This is a genomic window from Actinomadura rugatobispora (genome assembly GCF_042656285.1).
GTDB classification, from domain to species: domain Bacteria; phylum Actinomycetota; class Actinomycetes; order Streptosporangiales; family Streptosporangiaceae; genus Spirillospora; species Spirillospora rugatobispora.
Genome location: NZ_JBHSON010000042.1, coordinates 26,515 through 45,738, shown reverse-complemented (window position 1 = coordinate 45,738; position 19,224 = coordinate 26,515). Strand labels below are relative to the sequence as shown.

Annotated in this window: 18 protein-coding genes; 15 read left to right on the top strand and 3 right to left on the bottom strand. The window is 75.1% G+C overall.

Annotation, left to right across the window (positions count from 1 at the left end):
• The first annotated feature begins 121 nt into the window (after positions 1 to 121).
• From ACFPZN_RS27375 to ACFPZN_RS27355, 5 genes are all read left to right on the top strand, one after another.
• Positions 122 to 907 carry a hypothetical protein gene (locus ACFPZN_RS27375; protein ID WP_378285076.1) on the top strand — a complete coding sequence of 262 codons (786 nt, stop codon included), beginning with the start codon at positions 122 to 124 and terminating at the stop codon, positions 905 to 907.
• A 7-nt stretch (positions 908 to 914) separates the two neighbouring features.
• Positions 915 to 2,288 carry a S8 family serine peptidase gene (locus ACFPZN_RS27370; RefSeq protein ID WP_378285237.1) on the top strand — a complete coding sequence of 458 codons (1,374 nt, stop codon included), beginning with the start codon at positions 915 to 917 and terminating at the stop codon, positions 2,286 to 2,288.
• An 86-nt stretch (positions 2,289 to 2,374) separates the two neighbouring features.
• Positions 2,375 to 3,208 (top strand): hypothetical protein, encoded by an 834-nt coding sequence (locus ACFPZN_RS27365; protein WP_378285075.1) that lies wholly within the window; start codon positions 2,375 to 2,377, stop codon positions 3,206 to 3,208.
• Positions 3,202 to 4,578 carry a S8 family serine peptidase gene (locus tag ACFPZN_RS27360; RefSeq protein ID WP_378285074.1) on the top strand — a complete coding sequence of 459 codons (1,377 nt, stop codon included), beginning with the start codon at positions 3,202 to 3,204 and terminating at the stop codon, positions 4,576 to 4,578. Before ACFPZN_RS27365 ends, ACFPZN_RS27360 begins: the two co-directional genes overlap by 7 nt.
• Positions 4,479 to 4,751: an MGMT family protein gene (locus ACFPZN_RS27355; RefSeq protein ID WP_378285236.1), complete on the top strand. Its 273-nt coding sequence runs from the start codon at positions 4,479 to 4,481 to the stop codon at positions 4,749 to 4,751. Before ACFPZN_RS27360 ends, ACFPZN_RS27355 begins: the two co-directional genes overlap by 100 nt.
• A gap of 15 nt (positions 4,752 to 4,766) precedes the next feature.
• Here the strand turns inward: ACFPZN_RS27355 and ACFPZN_RS27350 are convergent, their stop codons facing one another.
• Positions 4,767 to 5,522 carry a YoaK family protein gene (locus tag ACFPZN_RS27350; RefSeq protein WP_378285073.1) on the bottom strand — a complete coding sequence of 252 codons (756 nt, stop codon included), beginning with the start codon at positions 5,520 to 5,522 and terminating at the stop codon, positions 4,767 to 4,769.
• An 8-nt stretch (positions 5,523 to 5,530) separates the two neighbouring features.
• Complete coding sequence (locus ACFPZN_RS27345) at positions 5,531 to 7,207, bottom strand: hypothetical protein (protein WP_378285072.1); 1,677 nt, start codon at positions 7,205 to 7,207, stop codon at positions 5,531 to 5,533.
• Positions 7,208 to 7,459: 252 nt separating this feature from the next.
• On the opposite strand from ACFPZN_RS27345, the gene ACFPZN_RS27340 reads away from it, so the two are divergent.
• The 8 genes from ACFPZN_RS27340 (at position 7,460) to ACFPZN_RS27305 (ending at position 15,359) form a co-directional block, all read left to right on the top strand.
• A complete protein-coding gene (locus tag ACFPZN_RS27340) occupies positions 7,460 to 9,145 on the top strand; it encodes a gamma-glutamyltransferase (RefSeq protein WP_378285071.1) in 1,686 nt (561 codons plus the stop codon).
• Positions 9,135 to 9,629, top strand: coding sequence for a RidA family protein (locus ACFPZN_RS27335; protein WP_378285070.1), 495 nt, complete (start codon positions 9,135 to 9,137; stop codon positions 9,627 to 9,629). The genes ACFPZN_RS27340 and ACFPZN_RS27335 overlap by 11 nt, the downstream gene beginning before the upstream one ends.
• 2 nt (positions 9,630 to 9,631) lie before the next feature.
• A complete protein-coding gene (locus tag ACFPZN_RS27330) occupies positions 9,632 to 11,083 on the top strand; it encodes an aldehyde dehydrogenase family protein (RefSeq protein ID WP_378285069.1) in 1,452 nt (483 codons plus the stop codon).
• A gap of 118 nt (positions 11,084 to 11,201) precedes the next feature.
• Positions 11,202 to 11,921, top strand: a complete 720-nt coding sequence (locus ACFPZN_RS27325) for a TenA family transcriptional regulator (protein ID WP_378285068.1) — start codon at positions 11,202 to 11,204, stop codon at positions 11,919 to 11,921.
• 103 nt (positions 11,922 to 12,024) lie between these two features.
• Positions 12,025 to 12,390: a Rieske (2Fe-2S) protein gene (locus ACFPZN_RS27320; RefSeq protein WP_378285067.1), complete on the top strand. Its 366-nt coding sequence runs from the start codon at positions 12,025 to 12,027 to the stop codon at positions 12,388 to 12,390.
• Positions 12,390 to 13,613 (top strand): NAD(P)/FAD-dependent oxidoreductase, encoded by a 1,224-nt coding sequence (locus tag ACFPZN_RS27315; RefSeq protein ID WP_378285066.1) that lies wholly within the window; start codon positions 12,390 to 12,392, stop codon positions 13,611 to 13,613. The genes ACFPZN_RS27320 and ACFPZN_RS27315 overlap by 1 nt, the downstream gene beginning before the upstream one ends.
• Positions 13,614 to 13,630: 17 nt before the next feature.
• Positions 13,631 to 14,014 carry a Rieske (2Fe-2S) protein gene (locus ACFPZN_RS27310; RefSeq protein WP_378285065.1) on the top strand — a complete coding sequence of 128 codons (384 nt, stop codon included), beginning with the start codon at positions 13,631 to 13,633 and terminating at the stop codon, positions 14,012 to 14,014.
• Entirely contained in the window at positions 14,001 to 15,359 is a 1,359-nt protein-coding gene (locus ACFPZN_RS27305; RefSeq protein ID WP_378285064.1) for an MFS transporter, read from the top strand. Before ACFPZN_RS27310 ends, ACFPZN_RS27305 begins: the two co-directional genes overlap by 14 nt.
• Here ACFPZN_RS27305 and ACFPZN_RS27300 read toward each other — a convergent pair.
• Positions 15,356 to 17,188, bottom strand: a complete 1,833-nt coding sequence (locus tag ACFPZN_RS27300; RefSeq protein ID WP_378285063.1) for a helix-turn-helix domain-containing protein — start codon at positions 17,186 to 17,188, stop codon at positions 15,356 to 15,358. The genes ACFPZN_RS27305 and ACFPZN_RS27300 overlap by 4 nt on opposite strands.
• Before the next feature lie 245 nt (positions 17,189 to 17,433).
• Between ACFPZN_RS27300 and ACFPZN_RS27295 the strand changes: the two genes are divergently transcribed.
• Both ACFPZN_RS27295 and ACFPZN_RS27290 read left to right on the top strand, forming a co-directional pair.
• On the top strand, positions 17,434 to 17,886 hold the full coding sequence (locus ACFPZN_RS27295) for a GlcG/HbpS family heme-binding protein (protein WP_378285062.1): 453 nt from the start codon (positions 17,434 to 17,436) through the stop codon (positions 17,884 to 17,886).
• Positions 17,887 to 18,003: 117 nt separating this feature from the next.
• Positions 18,004 to 19,206: a phospholipase D-like domain-containing protein gene (locus ACFPZN_RS27290; protein WP_378285061.1), complete on the top strand. Its 1,203-nt coding sequence runs from the start codon at positions 18,004 to 18,006 to the stop codon at positions 19,204 to 19,206.
• Positions 19,207 to 19,224 lie beyond the last annotated feature (18 nt).

The following is a 19,224-nucleotide window of genomic DNA, read 5'->3' as shown; positions in this document are numbered from 1 at the left end:
CCCTGCCGGGCTTAGTCGCACGTCAGTGCGTATGGAGGGGGTTCGGGGAAGTGTCGCCCGCTTGACTGATCACCCTGACGGCAGGGCGCAACAGGTCAAACCACAGCTAATCTTGACGGTTGTGGCGTTCCTGCCCCCCAACCCCTCATCGGGCCCTCCGGCGACCGTGCTCGGGCTGCACGCCCGGCAGTGGATGGTCGTCGCCGTCGCGCTCGGCTGCTGCTACCTGGTGGTCGCCGCGGTCGCGCTCACCGGCGCCTGGGCCATGCTGAACCGCGAGCCGACCACCGCCGAGCTGCAGCGCGCCGCCGACGCCGAGGTGGCGCGGCGCTGGGAGGCCTGGCCCGCGGGGAGGATCTTCCCCGAACGGGTCGGGTACGACCTCGGCCGCGGCCGGAGCGAGTTCGCCTCCCGCGTCGGCATCGCCGCGCAGGGCACCTGCCAGACCGCCGTCGACCCGGAGATCGCGGCCGTGCTGCGCCGGCACGGCTGCCGCGCCCTGCTCCGCGCCACCTACACCGACCAGTTGCGGGGCGTCGTCGTGACGGTCGGGGTGGCCGCGTTCGCCGACGCCTGGAAGGCCGACCGGGCGTTCAAGGAGCTGCCGACGGCCGCGCTGCCCGACCGGTCCAGCGGGGTGCGGCCCGCGCTGCGGGCTGTCTCGTTTCCTGGTACGGCCGCCGCCCGGTTCATCGACGCCGCCCGGCAGGATCGAACCGCCGACCGCGGCGGCCCGTACGTGTTGCTGACCACCTCGGGCCACGCCGACGGGCGTCCGGCCACCGCCGTCACCAAGGAGCATCCCGGTGATCCCTACGCGCTGGCGCCGCAGGTGGCGCGCGGGATCTCCCGCCCGCTGGCGCAGAAAGCCCTGCCGGACTGCTCTCGGCGCGAGTGGCGGTGCTGACGTGCGGATGAGGAGAGCGGCCGCGGGCGTCGTGCTGGCGCTGCTGGTGGCGGTGCCGTTGCCCGCGCACGCCGACGAGGTCCGCGACCGGCAGCGTCCCATGATGGCGACGCTGGACGTGGAGACCGCGTGGAAGAGCACCCGCGGCTCGGGCGTGACCGTCGCGGTGGTGGACTCGGGCGTGGACGCCGGCCACGCCGACCTCGCCGGCTCGGTGATCAGCGGCCCCAACATGCTGGCGGCCGTCGACGGCGACACCAGGCCGACGCGGATGCACGGCACCGGGATGGCCTCGCTGATCGCCGGGCACGGCCACGGCCCCGGCGGCCGGGACGGCGTCATGGGCATCGCGCCGGAGGCGAAGATCCTGGCGATCCGTGCCCTCGCCGAGCGGGAGGACCCGAGCTACCGGCTGGCCCGCACCTCCGAGCAGGCCGACGACGCGGTGGCGCGGGGCATCCGGTACGCCGCCGACAACGGCGCCGACGTCATCAACCTGTCCCTCGGCAAGAACGACGCGGACCTCCAGGAGCGCGAGGCCATCGGCTACGCCATCGGCAAGGGCGTGGTGGTGGTCTCGGCGGTGGGCAACGACGGCGACAAGCGCGACCGGCTGGACCGCGACGGGTTCGCGCCGTACTCCTACCCGGCCGCGTTCCCGGGCGTGATCGCGGTGGCCGCCACCAACTCCCGGCACGCCCGTGCCGCGTTCTCCAACCGGAACTACTCCGTCGTGGTGTCGGCGCCCGGCTCCGGGCTGCCGGTCGCCGGTCCGGGCGGGGACTACTTCCTGACCGACGGGACGAGCGACTCCTCGGCGCTGGTGTCGGGGATCGCGGCGCTGATCCGCTCGCGCCACCCGAAGCTGCCCCCGACGCTGGTCGCGCAGGCGCTCATCCAGGGCACCCGGCACGGCCCGAGCGGCACCTACGACCCGAACGTGGGCTTCGGCGAGGTCAACGCGGCCCGGGCGCTGACCGCGTCGGACGCGCTGACCACGCCGCGGGCGGGGGCGGCCGGCAAGCCGGCCGGGCAGCGCTTCGGCACGGGCGCCCAGGAGCCGGTGAAGGTGATCCACCGGCCCGCGTGGGTGAGCGCGGTCATCGTGATCGTCACGGTGACCGGTGTCGCGGGCGCGGTCGGGGCCGTCGTGATCGCGGTCATGCTGGCCCGCCGCCATCCGCGGCGGCCGCCGCCCCAGGCCGGTCCCGGCGCGGGGTTCGCACTGGCCGGGCCGGGGGTGTGGGGTGGTCCGCAACCGGGGCTCGGCCGGCCGGGGTTCGGCGGGGTGCCGGCGCGTGCCGAGCCGTGGCCGCCGCCGGATCCGCGGGCGGCCGGACATCCGCGGATGGAGCCGCCGCCTCCCGGCGGGCCCTCCTGACCTGGGACGCCGCGGACTGGCCGGTTCCGGACCCGCCGTTGTGATCATGATGAGACACGGTGCCAGTTGTATCTGGCGACGTGTCCATGACTCCTGATCCGACCGTCCCGCCGCCGCCCGAGCCCCTGCCCGCGCCGGCGTTCCCGGCCGTGTCCCCGCCGCCCGGACGTCCCCGGCGGTCCGCGCGCTCGATCGCGGCGATCGCCGTGCTCGCGCTGCTCGGTGTGGCGGCCGTCGTGGGCGGCGCGGTGCCCGTCGTCGCGGACCTGACCCGCGAGCCGACCGAACGCGAGGTCAGGGCCGCGGGCGAGAAGGAGATCGGCGTCCGCTGGCGCGTCCTGAAGGCGTCCGCGATCTTCCCCGCGCGGCTCGACCATCGCGTCCGGCTGAGGAGCGAGGGCGGCCGGGCGGTCGATCCGCCGGCCTGGAGCGCCCTGCGGGCCGGGATCGCGCCCGCGGCCTCGTGCGCCAGGGCCTTCGACGCGGCGTTCGCGCGCGTCATGGACCGGCACGGCTGCCGTACGGTGCTGCGCGCCACCTACGTCGACGACACCGGCACCCTCGTCGCGACGCTCGGGCTCGCGGTGATGCCCGACGCGGCCCGGGCGCTGCGGGCCGAGAGCGATCTCGGCGCCACGTACAGCCGGGCGGCGCTCGACCGGACCGGGCTCCGGGCGGTGCCGTTCCCGGGGACGGCCGCGGCCGGTTTCGGCGACGCCCGCCGCGCCGCCTTCGGGATCGAGTCCAACGGGACGCCCTACCTGTTCTTCCGGGCGAGCGGCTGGGTCGCCGACCGCGGCAGGCCCGCGCCGGGCGCCGTCGCGGAGAGGTTCGAGTTCGCCCGCACCGGGCTCAACAGCATCGTGGCGATCTTCGCGGCGACCACCGCGGTCTGCGAGCGGGAGGGCGTGCGATGCTGATCCGCCGTCTCTCCGCGGCCTCGGCCGCCGCGGCCCTCCTGCTCGGTCTGCCCCCGCCGCTGACGGGCGCGGCCGAGGCCGCGGCGCCGAAGGACTGGGCCCTGCGGTTCGCGACCGACTTCCTTGAGGCGCAGCGGGTCTCCAAGGGCGAGGGTGTGAAGATCGCGCTGCTGAGCGACGGGGTGACGCCCGGCATGCGGACGCTGTCCGGGGCGCTGGGCAAGGGCCGTGACCTCGTCGGCACGCCCCGGCCCAAGTCCTTCATGGGGACGCTGTCGGCGACCATGCTGGTCGGGAGCGGGCCCACCGCGCGCTCGCCGCTGGGGGTGCGGGGCGTGGTGTCAGACGCCACGCTGCTGCCCGTCCGGGTCTATCCCGCCGAGGAGACGGCGGCGGCGGGGCGCTGGTGGAACGAGGAGGACATCTCCGCGACCGTGGCCCGGGGCATCCGGCACGCCGCCGACCGGGGCGCCCAGGTCATCGCTGTGGAGCCCAGCGTGGACGACGTCGAGGCGTACACCACCACCGGCGGCCTGATCCGTTCGGCGCTCGTCCACGCCGCCGCCAAGGGCGCCGTGGTCGTCGCGGCGGCCCACCCCAAGAACGAGCCCGCGAAGCCCGGCTATCCGGCCGCCGCGGCCGGGGTGCTCGGCGTCGGCGCCACCGACGCGAAGGGGCGCCGCCACAAGAAGTACACCGCCGCCAGCACGGCGGTCGCGGTGTCCGCGCCGGGGATCAAGGTGGCCACGACCGGGCCGGGGGACCGGCCCTACGAGTTCTGGGGGCCTTCGGTGGCCCTGGCCTGGGTGACGGCGGCGGTCACGATGGTCAGGTCGGAGTACCCCAAGCTCACCCCGCCGCAGGTCGTGGAGGCCGTCACCTCGTCCGCCCGGCACCCCAAGGGGGGCGGCCGGTACGACACCGAACTCGGCTACGGGTACCTGAGCGCGATGGGGGCGCTCACCGCGGCGCGCGCGCTCTCGGAGAGGCCCGCCCCGGCGACCGGTGCCGCCGCGCCGTCGGCCGTGAAGGACGCGGCGCACTTCGGGGGCGACGGCCCGCCGGCACCCGTGCGGGCGGTGCCGTACGACCCCGCGATCCTCGGCGGCTTCGGCGGGCTGATCTTCGCGGGCCTGGTCGCGATCGGGGTCGCGCTGGCGCTCGCGCTGCGGCCTCCCCGCCCGGCCCCGGCGCCCGGTGGCGGAGCCGGACAGCGGGGCGTCAGAATCGGCGGGTGCGAGCGGACCCTGATGACTACGCCGAGGCCGTACTGGACGCGGTCGAGCGGATTCCGCCCGGCCGCGTCCTGGCGTACGGCGACATCGCCGAGCTGGTGGGGAGCGGAGGCCCGCGCCAGGTCGGCCGGGTGATGTCCCTGTACGGCGGCGGGGTGCCGTGGTGGCGGGTGATCCGCGCCGACGGCAGCCCGCCGTCCGGGCACGAGGTCGAGGCCCTGGAGGAGTACCGGGTGGAGGGGACCCCGATGCGCCCGGACGGCCGCCGCGTGGACATGCGCCGCGCCCGCTGGGACGGCCGTTCCTGAGCCGTCCGGCCCTGGCTAGGCCAGGCGGCGGCGGTGCAGGGGGAGCGCGGCCAGCATGACGGCCAGGACGATCGCGGGCCCCAGCGCCCCGGCGACGATCGGCGCGGGGCCCATCAGCGCCCCGCCGGCCGCCGCGCCGGCGGCGAGCGCGGCGATCACGGCCGTGCGCAGTCCGGAGGCCGCCGCCGAGCCGATCGCCAGGGCGCCCATCATCGAGGTGAGGGTGCCGGTGACGAACGTGGTGGTGATGCCGTCGGCCGCCAGCGTGCGCGCCGCGGCGGTCTGCACGCCCATCGCGGCCGACGACAGGGCGACGAGCGCGAGCAGGGTGCCGCCCTCGGGACGGGCGCCGGTGGCGATCCAGCCGGCCAGGAACAGCAGCTGCAGGACCAGGTCGGCGGCCAGCGCGCGGGTCACGGCGGGCGGCCAGACCCGCTCGGGGTCGCCGCGCCCGGACATCCGGAAGCCCAGCAGCAGGCCCAGCGCGAACGCGACCGTGGCCGCGCCGCAGCGCGCGAGCTCGGCGCCCGAGCCCTCGCCCGCCGCCATGCCGAACAGGACGATGTTGCCGGTCATGTTGGCGGTGAAGACCTGGTGCATGCCGAGGAAGCCGACGATGTCGATGACCCCGGCGGCGAAGGTCAGGGCGATCAGCAGGGCGGCGCGGGCGCGCCTGGCTCCGCGGCCGGACGGACCCGGTCCGGCCGTTGCGGGCCGGGCCGGGTCCGGGGCGGCGGGGGGCGGGGTCGGAGTGGTGGCGGACGTGGTCAACGGGCTCCTCAGAAGATCGCGATTCCGATCAGGGTGGACACGACGAGGCCCGCGATGACGGGCAGGAACGAGCGGCGCACCAGCTCCAGCGCGGAGACGCGGGCGAAACCGGCCACCGCCAGCAGCGACGACCAGGCGATCAGCACGCCGCCGCCCGCCCAGATGCTCCCCATCTGCCCGATGGCGGCCAGCAGCGCCGGGTCGACGCCCGCGGCCGGGCCGAGCGAGCCGGACAGCGAGCCGGTCAGGGGCAGCCCGGAGAACCCGGAGCCGTCCAGGCCGGTGAGGATGCCGATCAGCAGCAGCCCCAGCCCGACGATGATCCCGTTGTCGGGGATCGCGCCCTCGATCCTGGTCACCAGGTCGAACAGGAAGCCGGGGGCCTTGGCGCCCTCGTCCAGCGCCAGGATCTTCCCCGCGAAGTCGGCGTTGCCGAGGAAGAAGAACCCGGCGATGGGGATCACCACGCCCATCGCCTTCACCGCGAAGACCAGGCCGTCCACGATGTGCTCGGCGCAGGTCTCCAGGCAGCCCCGGCCGTCGCCCATCAGCGCGGCGACCAGGAGCAGCAGGACGGTGGCGCCGCCGACCAGGGCCGCGGCGTCGTTGCCGACGACCTCGGGGACGGCGCCGGTGAACTTGCCGAGCAGCATGTAGCCGACGAGCCCGGCGAGGGTCAGCGGGACCAGCAGCGCGAACAGCTTGGAGCGCCGTACGCGGTCGGCGCCCGCGTCCCCGCCGGAGCCGGAGCCGGGGCCGCCGGCGGACAGGGCGGCGTCGGTCATGGCGTCGCGGCGGGCGGGCCCGCGGTCGAGCACGGCCGTGGCGGCGCCCGCGGCGTCGTCGCGTCCCGCGCCCGCCGAGCCGCCGGAGGCGGTCCTCGCCTCGGCGCCCTCGGCCGCCTTCACCTTCTCGTGGACGGTCTCCGCGGTCTCCGCCGCGGCGCCGGAACCGCCGGAACGGGAGGCGAAGAGGAACAGCCTGCGCCTGACCCGCACCGCCGGCTCCACCGTGCCCGTCTCCCAGGCCACCAGGTGCCGGACGTCGGGCTCCCGGAACTCCCGGCGCTGCATCACGTACACCAGCGCCAGCGCCACCGCGCCCGTGATCAGCGACAGGACCATGGCGCGGTCGGCGACCTCGGTGGTGCCCACGCCCGCGGCCTTGGCCGACAGCCCGGGGGCGACCTGGATGACGTAGTCGCTGGACAGCGCCATGCCCTGCCCGGCGATGGCGATCGCCAGCGCGGCGGCGACCGGCGGCAGCCCGGCGGAGATCGCGGCCGGCAGCAGCACCGCGCCGATCAGCGGCACCGCCGGGGTCGGCCAGAAGAACAGGCTGATCAGGTAGGTCATCCCGGCGATCACCCAGAACGAGGAGTGCCCGCTGCGCATCACGTGCCGGAACGGCTCCACCATCCGGCGGTCGGCGCCCAGCGCGCGCAGCGCCCCGAGCAGCGCGGTGACCAGCGCGATGATCAGGAAGATGTTGAACAGCTCGGAGGCCGCGGTGAGGCTGGCGTTGAACAGCGACTGGAGTGCCGTCACCGGGTTCCCGGTGTAGGCGAGCGCGGTGCAGAAGGTGGCCGCGATCGCGGGGACCACCACGTTCCTGCGAGCGATCATGACCGCGATGATCAGTACGATCCCGGACAGAAAGACCCAGTGGGCGGCGCCGATCTCCACGCCACCACCTCCTTGTCGACCTCGGGGACGAGGCGAGGCTCGCGAGTGGTTGCAGAGAATCTGCTGGATGGCCCGTCGATGAACAATGAGGAACGTGCACAGCCCGGCCGTGGTCGTTTTGTGCATCGTGCCGGGCGGGCCGCCGACCGAACGGCTCGGCGCCGCCCGATGTGCGCACTGCCCAAGGAAGGGCGCTGATCTTCGGCATTCGGTCCATGTCGGACGCCCCGACCCGGCCCTGACACTGGGGTCATGCCAGCAGAACCAGCAGTGCCGGCGGCCGAGGCGGCCGAAGGACGGGATGCGGCGGCGCGCGCCCTGGCGGGGGAGTTCGGCTGCCAGGGGCGCGGCCCCACGGTCGGGACCGGCGGGATGGCCGCCTCGAGCCACCCGGCGGTGAGCCGGATCGGCGTGGACGTCCTGGAAGCGGGCGGCAACGCCGTGGACGCGGCCCTGGCGATGGCCGCCGCGTCCTGGCTCGCGCTGCCGGGGCAGTGCGGGATCGGCGGTGACGCGTTCGTCCTGCTGCGGCGTCCGGACGGCACCGTCACCGCGTTCGGCGGCAGCGGGTTCGGCCCGGACGGCGGCGACCCCGGTTTCTACCGGGAGCGCGGCCTGGACGCCGTGCCGCTGGAGGGGCCGCTGGCCGTCGCCGTCCCCGGGGCGGTGGCCGCGCTGGCCGCGCTGCACGCCGACGCGGCCTCCTGGGGCCTGCCCCGCCTCTGGGAGCCCGCCGCGCGGATGGCGGAGCGGGGGCTGCCCTGCACCTACAAGACGCGGGACGACGTCGTCGAACGCCGCGCGGCGCTGTCCCGCGACCCCGGCACGGCGGCCGTCTACCTTCCCGGCGGCGCCCCGCCCCGCGTCGGCGCCCCGCTGCGGCAGCCCGAATTGGCCGCCACCCTCCGCCGCGTCGCCGCCGACCCCGCCTCCTTCTACACGGGCGAGACGGCCGAGCGGGCCGTGTCCTCGCTGGCGGGCGCGGGCGCGCCGTTCAGCGGCGGGGAGTGGGCGGCGACCGGTGAGGCGCTGGTCGGTGACGCCCTGACCTGCGCTTACCAGGGGGTCACCGTCCACCAGACGCCGCCGCCCACGCCCGGCTGGATGATGCTGCAGCAGGCCCTCCTCAACGACGGCGTCCTCGCCGGGCTGCCGTGGCTGTCGGCGGAGGCCGTGCACCGGGCGGCGGGTGCGGCGCGGCTGGCGTTCGCCGACCGGTTCGCCGGCTGCGGGTCCGAGAACGACCACTGGAAGAGCCTGCTCACCGCGGACGCCGTCGCCGCCGCGCGCGCCCGGCTCGACGCCGGCGACCCGCCCGCGCCCGCGACCCCGGCCGTCCCGGTCGACGGCGACACCACCTCGATGGTCGTGGTGGACGGCGACGGCACGGCGGTGAGCCTGATCCACTCGCTGGCGTTCACCTTCGGCGCCCGCGTGTCGGTGCCCGGCACCGGCATCGTGCTCAACAACCGGCTCGGCCGGGGCGCGTACCTGATCGACGGCCATCCCAACGAGGTCCGCCCGCGCCGCCGCCCCCTGCACACCCTCAACGCGTGGCTGGTCACCGGCCGGGACGGGGCGCTGCGGCACGTCGGCAACACGCCGGGCGGCGACGGCCAGGTCCAGTGGAACGCGCAGCTGCTGTCGCACCTGCTGGACCACGGCCTCGACCCGGCCACGGCGGTGGCCGCGCCCCGCTTCACCGTGCACCCCGGCAGCGACGCCGACGTGATCGGGCAGCCGCCGGAGCTGCGCTGCGAGTCCCGCCTCGGCCGCGCCCGCCTCGATGCGCTGCGCGCGCTGGGGCACGACGTCCGGGTCCAGGGGCCGTGGGCGGCGGGCGGCAGCGCCCAGATCATCTCGGTGGACGCGGACACGGGCGCGCTGCTCGGCGCGTCCGACCCAAGGCAGGACGGAGTGGCCCTCGGTGTCCAGTGAGAAGGCGGGGCTGCCGGACGCGCCCCGTCCCCAGGGCGACTACGTGCCCGCCGTCATCGCCCCCTGCGATCCCGGCCTTCACCTCGTGACGAGTGCGGGCATGACCCCGCGACGCGACGGGACGCTCACCGTCACCGGCCTGGTCGGCCGCGACGTGGACCTGACCGCCGCCCGCGACGCGGCCGGGCTCGCCGCCCGCAACGCGGTCTCCGCCGTCGCCGCAGCGGCCGGCGGGCCCGAACGGATCCGCACCTGGCTGCGCATGACCGTGTACGTCGCCTGCGACGACGGCGTCACCGAGCTGTCGGCCGTCGCCGACGGCGCGTCCGCCGCGCTGGCGGAGCTGACCCCGGACGCGGCGCTGCCCGCCCGCAGCGCCATCGGCGTGCGGGCGCTGCCCGGCGGCGCCCCCGTCGAGGTCGAGCTGACCGCGCTCGCCCTCGTCCCGCAGACAGCCGCTCCACAGGAAAGCGAGGACCGCTGAGCATGCAGACCCGACCACCGCACGCCGGGCTGAACTTCGTCGCGGGGGAGTGGGCGCCCGCCGCCGGCGGCCGCGCCTTCGCCCGCCGCAACCCCGCCGACCGCGACGACCTGGTCGGCGAGTTCCCCGAGTCGTCGGCGGCCGACATGACCGCCGCGATCGGCGCCGTGGCCGAAGGCGCCGCCGAATGGGCCGCCGCCCCCGCCGAGCGCCGCGCCGGGGTGCTGGAGGCGGCCGCGAACTGGCTGGAGGAACGGGCCGGGGACCTCACCGAGGAACTGGTCCGGGAGGAGGGCAAGACCCGGGCCGAGGCCGCCATGGAGACCGGCCGCACCCCCAAGAACCTGCGCTTCTACGCGGCCGAGGCGCTGCGCATCACCGGCACGTCCTACCCCGCCGATGACGGCGGCCTGGTCTACACGCGCCGCGAGCCGGTCGGCGTGGTCGGCGCCATCACGCCGTGGAACTTCCCGCTGAACATCCCGTCCCGCAAGCTCGGGCCGGCGCTGGCGGCCGGCAACGGCGTGGTCTTCAAGCCGTCACCGGTCACGCCCCTGCTCGCGCAGCGGCTGGTGGAGGCGCTGCTCGCGGGCGGGCTGCCGCCGCGCGCCATCGCCCTCGTCCACGGCGGCGCCGAACCCGGTGCCGCGCTCGCCGCCGATCCCCGCGTGGGCGCGGTGACGTTCACCGGGTCGACCGCGACCGGACGCGCGATCCACGCGGACGTCGGCCCGTCCCGCCGCAGCCAGCTGGAGATGGGCGGGAAGAACCCGGTCATCGTCCTGGACGACGCCGACCTCGACCGCGCCGCGCAGATCATCGTCAAGGGCGCGTACGGGCTGAGCGGCCAGGCGTGCACCGGGACCAGCCGTGTCATCGCGCACGAGGCCGTCCACGACGCCCTGCTGGAGCGCGTGGTCCGCCTCGCCGAGTCCCGGACGGTCGGCAACGGCCTGCACGAGGGCGTCGACATGGGGCCGCTGGCCGCCGACTTCCAGCTCCGCAAGGTCCTGGAGTACGTCCGGATCGGCGAGGAGGAGGGCGCCAAGCTCCTCACCGGCGGCCGCCGCCTCGACGACGAGTCCGGCTTCTTCGTGACCCCGGCCGTGTTCGCCGGCGTCACCCCGGGCATGCGGATCGCCCGGGAGGAGATCTTCGGGCCGGTGCTCGCCTTCCAGCGCGCCGCGGACCTGGACGAGGCGATCGCGCTCGCCGACGACACCGAATACGGCCTTTCCGCCGGCATCGTCACCCGCGACCTGGACCGCGCCCTCGCCTTCGCCCGGCGCGTCCGCAGCGGCCTGGTCAAGGTCAACCAGCCGACCTCCGGAATGGCGATGACGGTGCCGTTCGGGGGCCTCAAGGAATCCAGCACGCAGACATTCAAAGAGCAGGCGGGCGACTCGATGATGCTCTTCTACACGCAGGAGAAGAGCGTCTACATCTCCCCCTGAGCAGCGGCTACAGGGTGCACACTGCACACGCGACGGCCCCGGTGCTGTGCGTTCCGGCCATGGCGGACCGGGCCGGCGCCCACCTAACTTCGAAAGACGGATGGAAAGGAGCCCGAAAATGGCGGAACTGCTCTCCAAGGACGATTTCCGTAAGGAACTCGAGAATGCCATCAAGGGGCGGGAGGCGAAGAACGCCTCGTTCAGCCGCGCCTGGGCCGAGGGCGAGCTGAAGCGCGAGCACTTCGCCCGCTGGGCGGAGAACCACTACCACTACGTGGGCCCGTTCGCCGACTACCTCGCCCACGTCTACGCCAACACCCCCGACGAGTTCACCGCGGCCAAGGACTTCACGCTCCAGAACATGTACGAGGAGGAGCTGGCCGACATCCGGCACACCGACCTGCTCATCCGGTTCGCCGAGGCGTGCGGGACCACCAAGGAGCGGGTCGAGGACCCCTCCAACATGAACGCCATCACCCGGGGCCTCCAGGCGTGGTGCTACGCGGTCGCGATGCGCGAGCACTTCGTGGTCGCGACCGCCGCGCTGGTGGTCGGGCTGGAGTCGCAGGTGCCGAGCATCTACAAGAAGCAGATCGTGCCGCTGCGCGAGGTGTACGGGTTCACCGAGGACGAGATCGAGTTCTTCGACCTGCACATCACCTCGGACGTGGTGCACGGCGAGCGCGGCTACCAGATCGTCCTGGACCACGCCGACACCCCGGAACTCCAGCAGCGCTCCCTGCTGCTGTGCCGGTGGGGCGCTGAGATGCGCTTCTCCTACACCCAGGGCCTCTACGACACCTACGTCAAGCCCGACCTGGTCGGCAGCCCCGCCTGACCCGGGCCGCCTGACCCGGACGGGGCCCCGGGAGGCGGCGGGCGATGAGGCACGGCGCCCGCCCGCCGCCGCCCGGCGGCCCCACGAGCGATCGAGGAGTGAGATGACGACGACGGACCAGTGGGTGGAGGCCGCGCGCCTGGCGGACGTGCGCCGCCGCAAGCGGCTCGCGGTCACCGTCGCCGGGCGGGACATCGCGCTGTTCCTGGTCGGCGAGACCGTGTACGCGCTGGACGACGTCTGCGTGCACAAGCAGCGCCGGCTGACCAGGGGGACGCTGCTGTACGGCCGGGTGATCTGCCCCGGCCACCAGTGGAAGATCGACCCGGCGACCGGCGAGATCGAGGACCGCGAGGAGTGCCAGCCCACCTACCCCGTGCGGGTGGAGGCCGGAGTCGTCTACGTCGACCCGGGCGCGCGGGTGCCGGCCGCGCCGGCCGCCGCGGCCGTCCCGGACGAGGAGCTGTGATGATCGAGTCCGTCATCGTCGCGGGGGCCGGGCAGACCGCCGCGGTCGCCGCCCGCACCCTGCGCCGCCGCGGCTTCGACGGCCGGCTGACGCTGGTCGGCGAGGAGCCGGAGGCGCCCTACCAGCGGCCGCCGCTGTCGAAGGAGTACCTGACCGGCGACCAGGACCGCGACGAGCTGTGCCTGCTGACCCCGGAGTGGTGCGCGTCCAACGCCGTGGAGCTGCGCCTGGGGACGCGGGTCACCGCGATCCGGGCCGGCGGCCGCGCGGTCGAGTACGCCGACGGCTCCGCCGAGACGGCCGGGGCGGTGCTGATCGCGACCGGCGGGCGGCCCCGGCGGCTGCCGGGCGTGGAGGGCGAGCGGGTCCGCTACCTGCGCACCCTCGCCGACGCCGAACGGCTGCGCGCCGAGCTGCGGCCGGGCACCCGGGTCATCGTGATCGGCGCCGGGTTCATCGGCTCCGAGGTCGCCTCGACGGCGCGCGGGCTGGGCGCCGAGGTCACCGTGATCGAGCAGGCCGGGCAGCCGCTGGGACGGGCGCTCGGCGAACTGATGGGCGACGCGCTGGCCGCGCTGCAGCGCGCCGCCGGGGTGGACCTGCGGACGGGCGAGAAGGTCGAGTCGTACCGGGAGACCGCGACCGCCGCCGTGGTCACCACCAGCGGCGGCGCGACCGTCGAGGGCGAGGTGGTCGTGGTCGGCGCCGGCATGGTGCCCAACGCCGAGCCGGCCGCCGGACCCGGCTCGGCGGTCGAGATCGCCGGGGACGGCGGGATCGTGGTGGACGAGTACTGCCGCACCGGCCAGGAGGGCGTGTTCGCCGCCGGGGACGTGACCAGCTTCCACCACCCGCTGTTCGGCCGCCGGATCCGCGCCGAGCACTTCGACAACGCCAACGCGCAGGGTATGGCCGCCGCCAAGAACATCCTCGGCAGGCGGACCGCGCACGCCGCGTCCCCCTGGTTCTGGTCCGACCAGTTCGACCGGAACCTCCAGTTCACCGGGTTCACCGGCGACGCGGACCGGATGGTGGTGCGGGGTCGGCTGGAGGACTTCGACTTCGTCGCGTTCTACCTGGCCGGGGGCGTGCTGCGGGCCGCGTTCGGCGCCGACCGCGGCGGCGAGGTGGCCGTCGCGCGGGAGCTGATCGGCGCCCGCCTCGCCCCCGACCCGGACGTCCTGCGCGACGAGGACGCCGACCTGACCGACCTGCTGAGCTAGCTGAGGGGGCTTATCCGATGGAGACTGCGGAGGACGTCGAGTACCACTATGTGGCCCGGTCGGGCCAGGTGCCCGAGGGGGTGGTGCGGCGCTTCTTCGTCGGGGACGACGAGGCCGAGATCGCCGTGGCGCGGTCCGAGGGCGTCGTGCACGCGATGTCGAACTACTGCACCCACCTGGACTGCCTGCTGTCGTCCGGGCGGGTCACCGAGGACGGGCTGCTGTGCTCGTGCCACGGCAGCGTGTTCGACTACGCCGACGGCGAGCCGATCACGCCGCCCGCCACCAGGGCGGTGGCCGTCTATCCGATCAAGGAGGCGGACGGGAAGATCTGGGTGGCGATCCCGCCGGGCACCGAGCGGCCCGGCCCGCGACGGCGGCGGCAGGGTGTCGAGCGATGACCTGACCGGCGGGGGCGGCGGGGCCGGGCGGTGGGCGGCGCTGGTCCCGCTGCTGCTCGGCACGTTCACCGGCACCGTCGCCAACACCATCGTGAACGTCCCGCTGAGCCTGATCCTGGACGATCTGGGCGTGCCGGTGTCGGCGGGCTCGCTGCTGGTGATCGCGTTCACGGTCACGTTCGCGGTGCTGCTGCCGATCTCCGGCTGGCTCGGCGACCGGTACGGCCACCGCCGGGTGTTCACGGCGGCGACGGCGGTGCTGGGCGCGGCCTCGGCGGCCGCCGCGCTCGCCCCCGACCTGACCTCGCTGGTGGCGGTGCGGGCCGTGCAGGGCGCCGCGACCGCCGCGATGCTGCCGACCGTGATGTCGCTGATCGCGGCGCTGTTCGACGGCGCGCGGCGGGGCCGGGCGCTGGCGCTGTGGGCGGCGGTGAACGGCATCGGGCAGGCGGCCGGGCCCGCGCTGGGCGGCGGCCTGGCCACCTGGGCCGGGTGGCGCGCGGTGTTCTGGCCGATCGTGCCGCTGGGGCTGGCCGCCGCCGCGGTCGCGGTACGGCTCGTGCCGCGCGACCGGCCCCGCAGCGTCCCGCTCGACTGGCGGGGCGCGTCGCTGCTGACCCTCGCCGCCGGGCTGGCGCTCGGGGCCGCGTCCGCGGTCGCGCCGCTCGGCGCCGCGTCCCCGGTGGTGTGGCTGGGGGCGCTGGCGGGCGCGCTGGCGGCCGTGGCGTTCCTGTTCGCCGAACGGGGACGGGCCGACGCGTTCCTGCCGCCCCGCCTGCTGCTGGAGATCCGCTACCTGCGGTCGTGCCTGACCGTGCTGGCGCAGATGTTCTGCCTGGGCGCGACGCTGCTCGGCGTCCCCCTCTACCTGACGACCGTGCGGCGCACGGAGACGCTGACGGCGGGGGCGCTGCTGCTGTGCCTGCCGCTCGCGATGTCGGTGTTGGCGCCGGTCGTCGGCGTCCTCATGGAGCGGCTCGGCGCCCGTCCGGTGCTGCGGTGCGGGCTGGTCCTGCTGGTGGCGGGGCAGTCGGGGGTGGCGGCCGTGCTCACCGGGCACGGCGGCGTGCCGGGGCTGCTGGCGGCGCTCCTGCTGACCGGCGCGGGCGTGGCCCTGGTGCAGACGCCCGCGGCCACCGGCGCGACCCGTTCCGAGGCGGGCCGGTACGGGGCGGGCCTGGGCCTGTTCAACCTGGTGCGCTTCGGCGGGTCGGCGCTGGGCGCGGCCTGGGTGGCGGCGGTGCTGGACCGCTCGCCCGCGTTCGGCGCCGTCTTCGTCGGCTGCGCCGCCATCGCCGCACTCGGCCTGCTGTCCTCCTTCACCGGCCCGGACCCCGCCCGCTAGCGGCGTTCGGCGGGCGGGGTCAGCTCGTCGGCGAGCGTCTGGGTGACCGAGCTCAGCGTCTCGATGTGGTGCGCGAGCCAGAACATGAACTGCGCGTCGGCCGTGCGGATGTCCATGCGCAGCGCCCGCGACGCACGGTCGAGCTTGTAGAGCATCGTGTTGCGGTGCAGGGTGAGGGAGCGGGCCGCGGCGTTCAGGTTCCCCGCGTTCCTGATGTAGGCCAGCACGATCGGCTCCAGGTCGCCGCCGCCCGCCTGCCGCAGCGGCGCCAGCGTCTCCGCCGCGAACGCCTGCCCCTCCGCGCTGCCCGCGACCTCCTTGAGCGCCGCGAACACCCGCAGGTCGTCGTACCCGCACACGCGGTCGGCGTCGGTGTGCCACGACAGGCCCATCGCCAGCCGCGCCTCGTAGTAGCCGGTCGCCACGCCCGCCGCGCCCTTGCCCGGACGGCCGTGCGTCACCCGCAGGTCCTCGCCCAGCGACGGCAGCAGCCGGCGCCGCAGCCGCTGCGCGAACCGGCCCGCCTCCTGCCGCTCGCGCAGCGGGTCGCCGCACGCCGCCAGCTGCCGGATCACCACGATCGTGGAGCCGATCGAGGCGGTCAGCGTGCTGCCGTCCGGCTCCATCGCCTGCGCGATCCGGGTCGCGGTCAGCTTGTGCCGCAGGTAGTCGCGGCCCACCGGCAGCAGCGCGGACGCCGACACCACGTGCACCGCGAACGTCCCGGACACGTCGAAGCCGTGGTGCCGGGCGCGGGCGCCCAGCTCGTGCGGGTCGGCGAACCGGCCGTGCACCAGCGCCTCGACGAAGTCGCCGCGGGCCCGCTCCTCGGCCGCCCGCACCGACCGCTGCCGCAGCATCTCCGAACCGGTCAGCGTCGCGCCGTGCTCGGCGATCACCCGGTGCTGGGCGAGGTCGTGGTCGTCGGGCGGGAACGCGCGCTCCAGCAGCACCAGCCGCCCGTACGGCTCCCCGCCGACGATGATCGGGGCGAGCAGCGCCCGGACCGGGTCGCCGTCCGGGGACGGCCGCAGGTCCAGCTCCACCGGATGCCCGCCCGCCGCACCGCCCGCCGCGCCCGGTGCCTCGGGGCCGCCGGGGACGGGGCCCGGCTCCGCGGCCGGCTCCGGGACGGCGGGCAGGGCGGCGGCGATCCCGTCCGGGTCGGTCGCGGTGCCGCCCGGCGGCTGCTCCCAGGCCAGGCGCTCGCCGTCCTCGTCCAGGATCAGCACCGGGCAGCGCGACAGGTTGGCGATCGCGTGCGCCATCGCCGGGATCCCCGACCCCTGCGCCAGCACGTCGGCGAGGGCGCGGTGCACCCGCGCGCCGTACTCCAGCACGTGCGAGGTCTGCGCCAGCGCCTTCTGCCCCACCAGCCGGCTCACCGCCCGGTAGTCGGCCTCCTCGCGCAGCGCCAGCAGCGGCACCCGGGCCCGGTCGGCGGCCCGCGCCGCGGCCTTCAGATCGCACCGGGTGCCCGGCTGCTGCCAGGCCAGCAGCGCCGCGGCGCCGCGCCGGGACAGCTCGTGGATCAGCGCGATCGCCTCGTCCGCCGCGGCCAGCATGGTCGCGGGCAGGTGGACGGCGATGCCGCCGAGGTCGGCCGAGCCGACCTGCCCCTCGGCGTAGCGGCGGGTCTCCGACAGCGGCAGGCACCAGGAGACCCGGCGGTCCAGCCCGGCCGCGCCCGCGACCAGCCCGCCGCGCAGCAGCGGCTCGGCGAGCAGCGCGCCCACCGTGACCCGGCCGTCGGCGTCGCTGTCGGGGGCGGCGTCGTGCCCGGTGTCCGGGGAGGGGGAGTCGATGATGTCCACGTGCTGATGTGCCATGTGCCCACATCCTGTCCCGATGGTTCGGCAGAGTGTACATAGTCCGGTTCGCCGGGGTCCCGGAGACTGACTGCCGTGACCGCCGGAGGGGACGGGCGGGGCCAGGGAGGGCCTTCCTTTTCTCCGCAGCCTCCATTCTGCGGCACGAAATCGAATCGAGCAATACCTGAATTGCGGATAAAAATGCGGCCGGCGGTCGCGGATCCGCAATTCTCTGGATTGCCTGAACGGGAACAGGAGGACGAATGCAGACCGTTCATCGGCTGACCCTGGAGGACGCCCTGGTGCTGCTGGAGGCGGCCGAGGCGGAGGCGGAGCGGATCGGGGTCAAGGAGACGATCTGCATCGCCGACGACGGCGCCCACCCCATCGCCCTGCACCGGATGACCGGGGCCCGGCTGACCGGGGTGGAGATCGCGATCGCCAAGGCGTTCACCGCCGCCGGACACCAGCGCGACACCCACAAGTTCAACGAGCCGCCGGACGGGCCCGCGCTGCCGGGCAACGAGGCGTTCGGGATCAACCAGATGCACCCCGGCAAGTTCGCCATCTTCGTGGGCGGCTTCCCGATCGTGTACGAGGGCCGGGTGATCGGCGCGGTCGGGGTCAGCGGCGGCAACGGCGAGCAGGACAAGGCGGTCGGGGCGGCCGCGCTGCGCGCCTTCGAGGAGAAGGTCGCGCCGCGTACCGCGCCCTGACCGGCGGGCGATGCATGGGGGACGCGGAGCGGGGTAGGCGCGATCCGGACGTAACCGGCAAGAGGGGGCAATCTTCCGGTCACGTCCGGACCATGCCGCCGACGATCAGGAGCACCCATGGCCGCGTCTCCCGCCGCCTCCCCCGACCAGGGGACCGAGGGCACCGAGCACTCCGGGCAGCGCATCCGCCGCCGCCTCGAGCGGCTCATCGGGATCGCGGCCACCGAGGGCAACGAGGTGCTGCCGCTGCGCAACGGCGACCGGATCTTCCCCGCGATGCTGGAGGCGATCGGCCGCGCCGAGCGCACCATCGACATGATGACCTACGTCTACTGGCGCGGCGACATCGCCCGCCGGTTCGCCGACGCGCTCGGCGAGCGCGCCCGCGCCGGGGTGCGGGTCCGGCTGCTCCTCGACGGGATCGGCTGCCATCCCATCGAGAAGGACCTGGTCGACCGGATGAGCGCGGACGGCGTCACCGTGGCGTGGTTCCGCAAGCCGCCCTACCTCTCGCCGTTCAAGCAGAACCACCGCTGCCACCGCAAGGTGCTGGTGGTGGACGAGGGCACCGCGTTCACCGGCGGCGTCGGCATCGCCGAGGAGTGGTGCGGCGACGCCCGCGACGAGAACGAGTGGCGCGACACCCACGTCCGGGTGCGCGGGCCCGCCGTGGACGGCGTCGCCGCCGCGTTCGCGCAGGGCTGGGCCGAGTGCCACGACGAGCTGTTCGACGAGCGCGACCGCTTCGGCGGGCACGAGCCCGCGGGCGACGCGGTCGTGCAGGTCGTGCGCGGCTCGGCGAGCCTGGGCTGGCAGGACATGCAGACCCTGATGCGGGTGGTGCTGGAGTCGGCCGAGGAGCGGGTCCGGGTGTCCACCGCCTACTTCGCCCCCGACCGTTACTTCACCGAACTGCTGGGACGCACCGCCCGCCGCGGCGTGGAGATCGAGATCCTGCTGCCCGGCCCGCGGATCGACAAGCGGGTCTCGCTGCTGGGCGGCCAGCAGCACTACGAGCGGCTGCTGGCCGACGGGGTCCGCATCTGGCAGTTCCAGCCGACGATGCTGCACACCAAGGTGCTCACCGTCGACCGGGCCGTGTCGCTGGTCGGGTCCACCAACATCAACCGCCGCTCGATGGACCACGACGAGGAGATCATGCTGGCGGTCGTCGACCGCGACTTCACCGCCGCGCTGGACGGGCATTTCGACGACGACCTCCGGCGCAGCGAGGAGATCCGCGAATGGCGCTGGAAGAAGCGGTCGAGGCTGCAGCGCGCCGCGGAAGTGTCCATCCTCCCCATCCGCAGATTCCTCTGAACGAGGCCGATCAGCCCC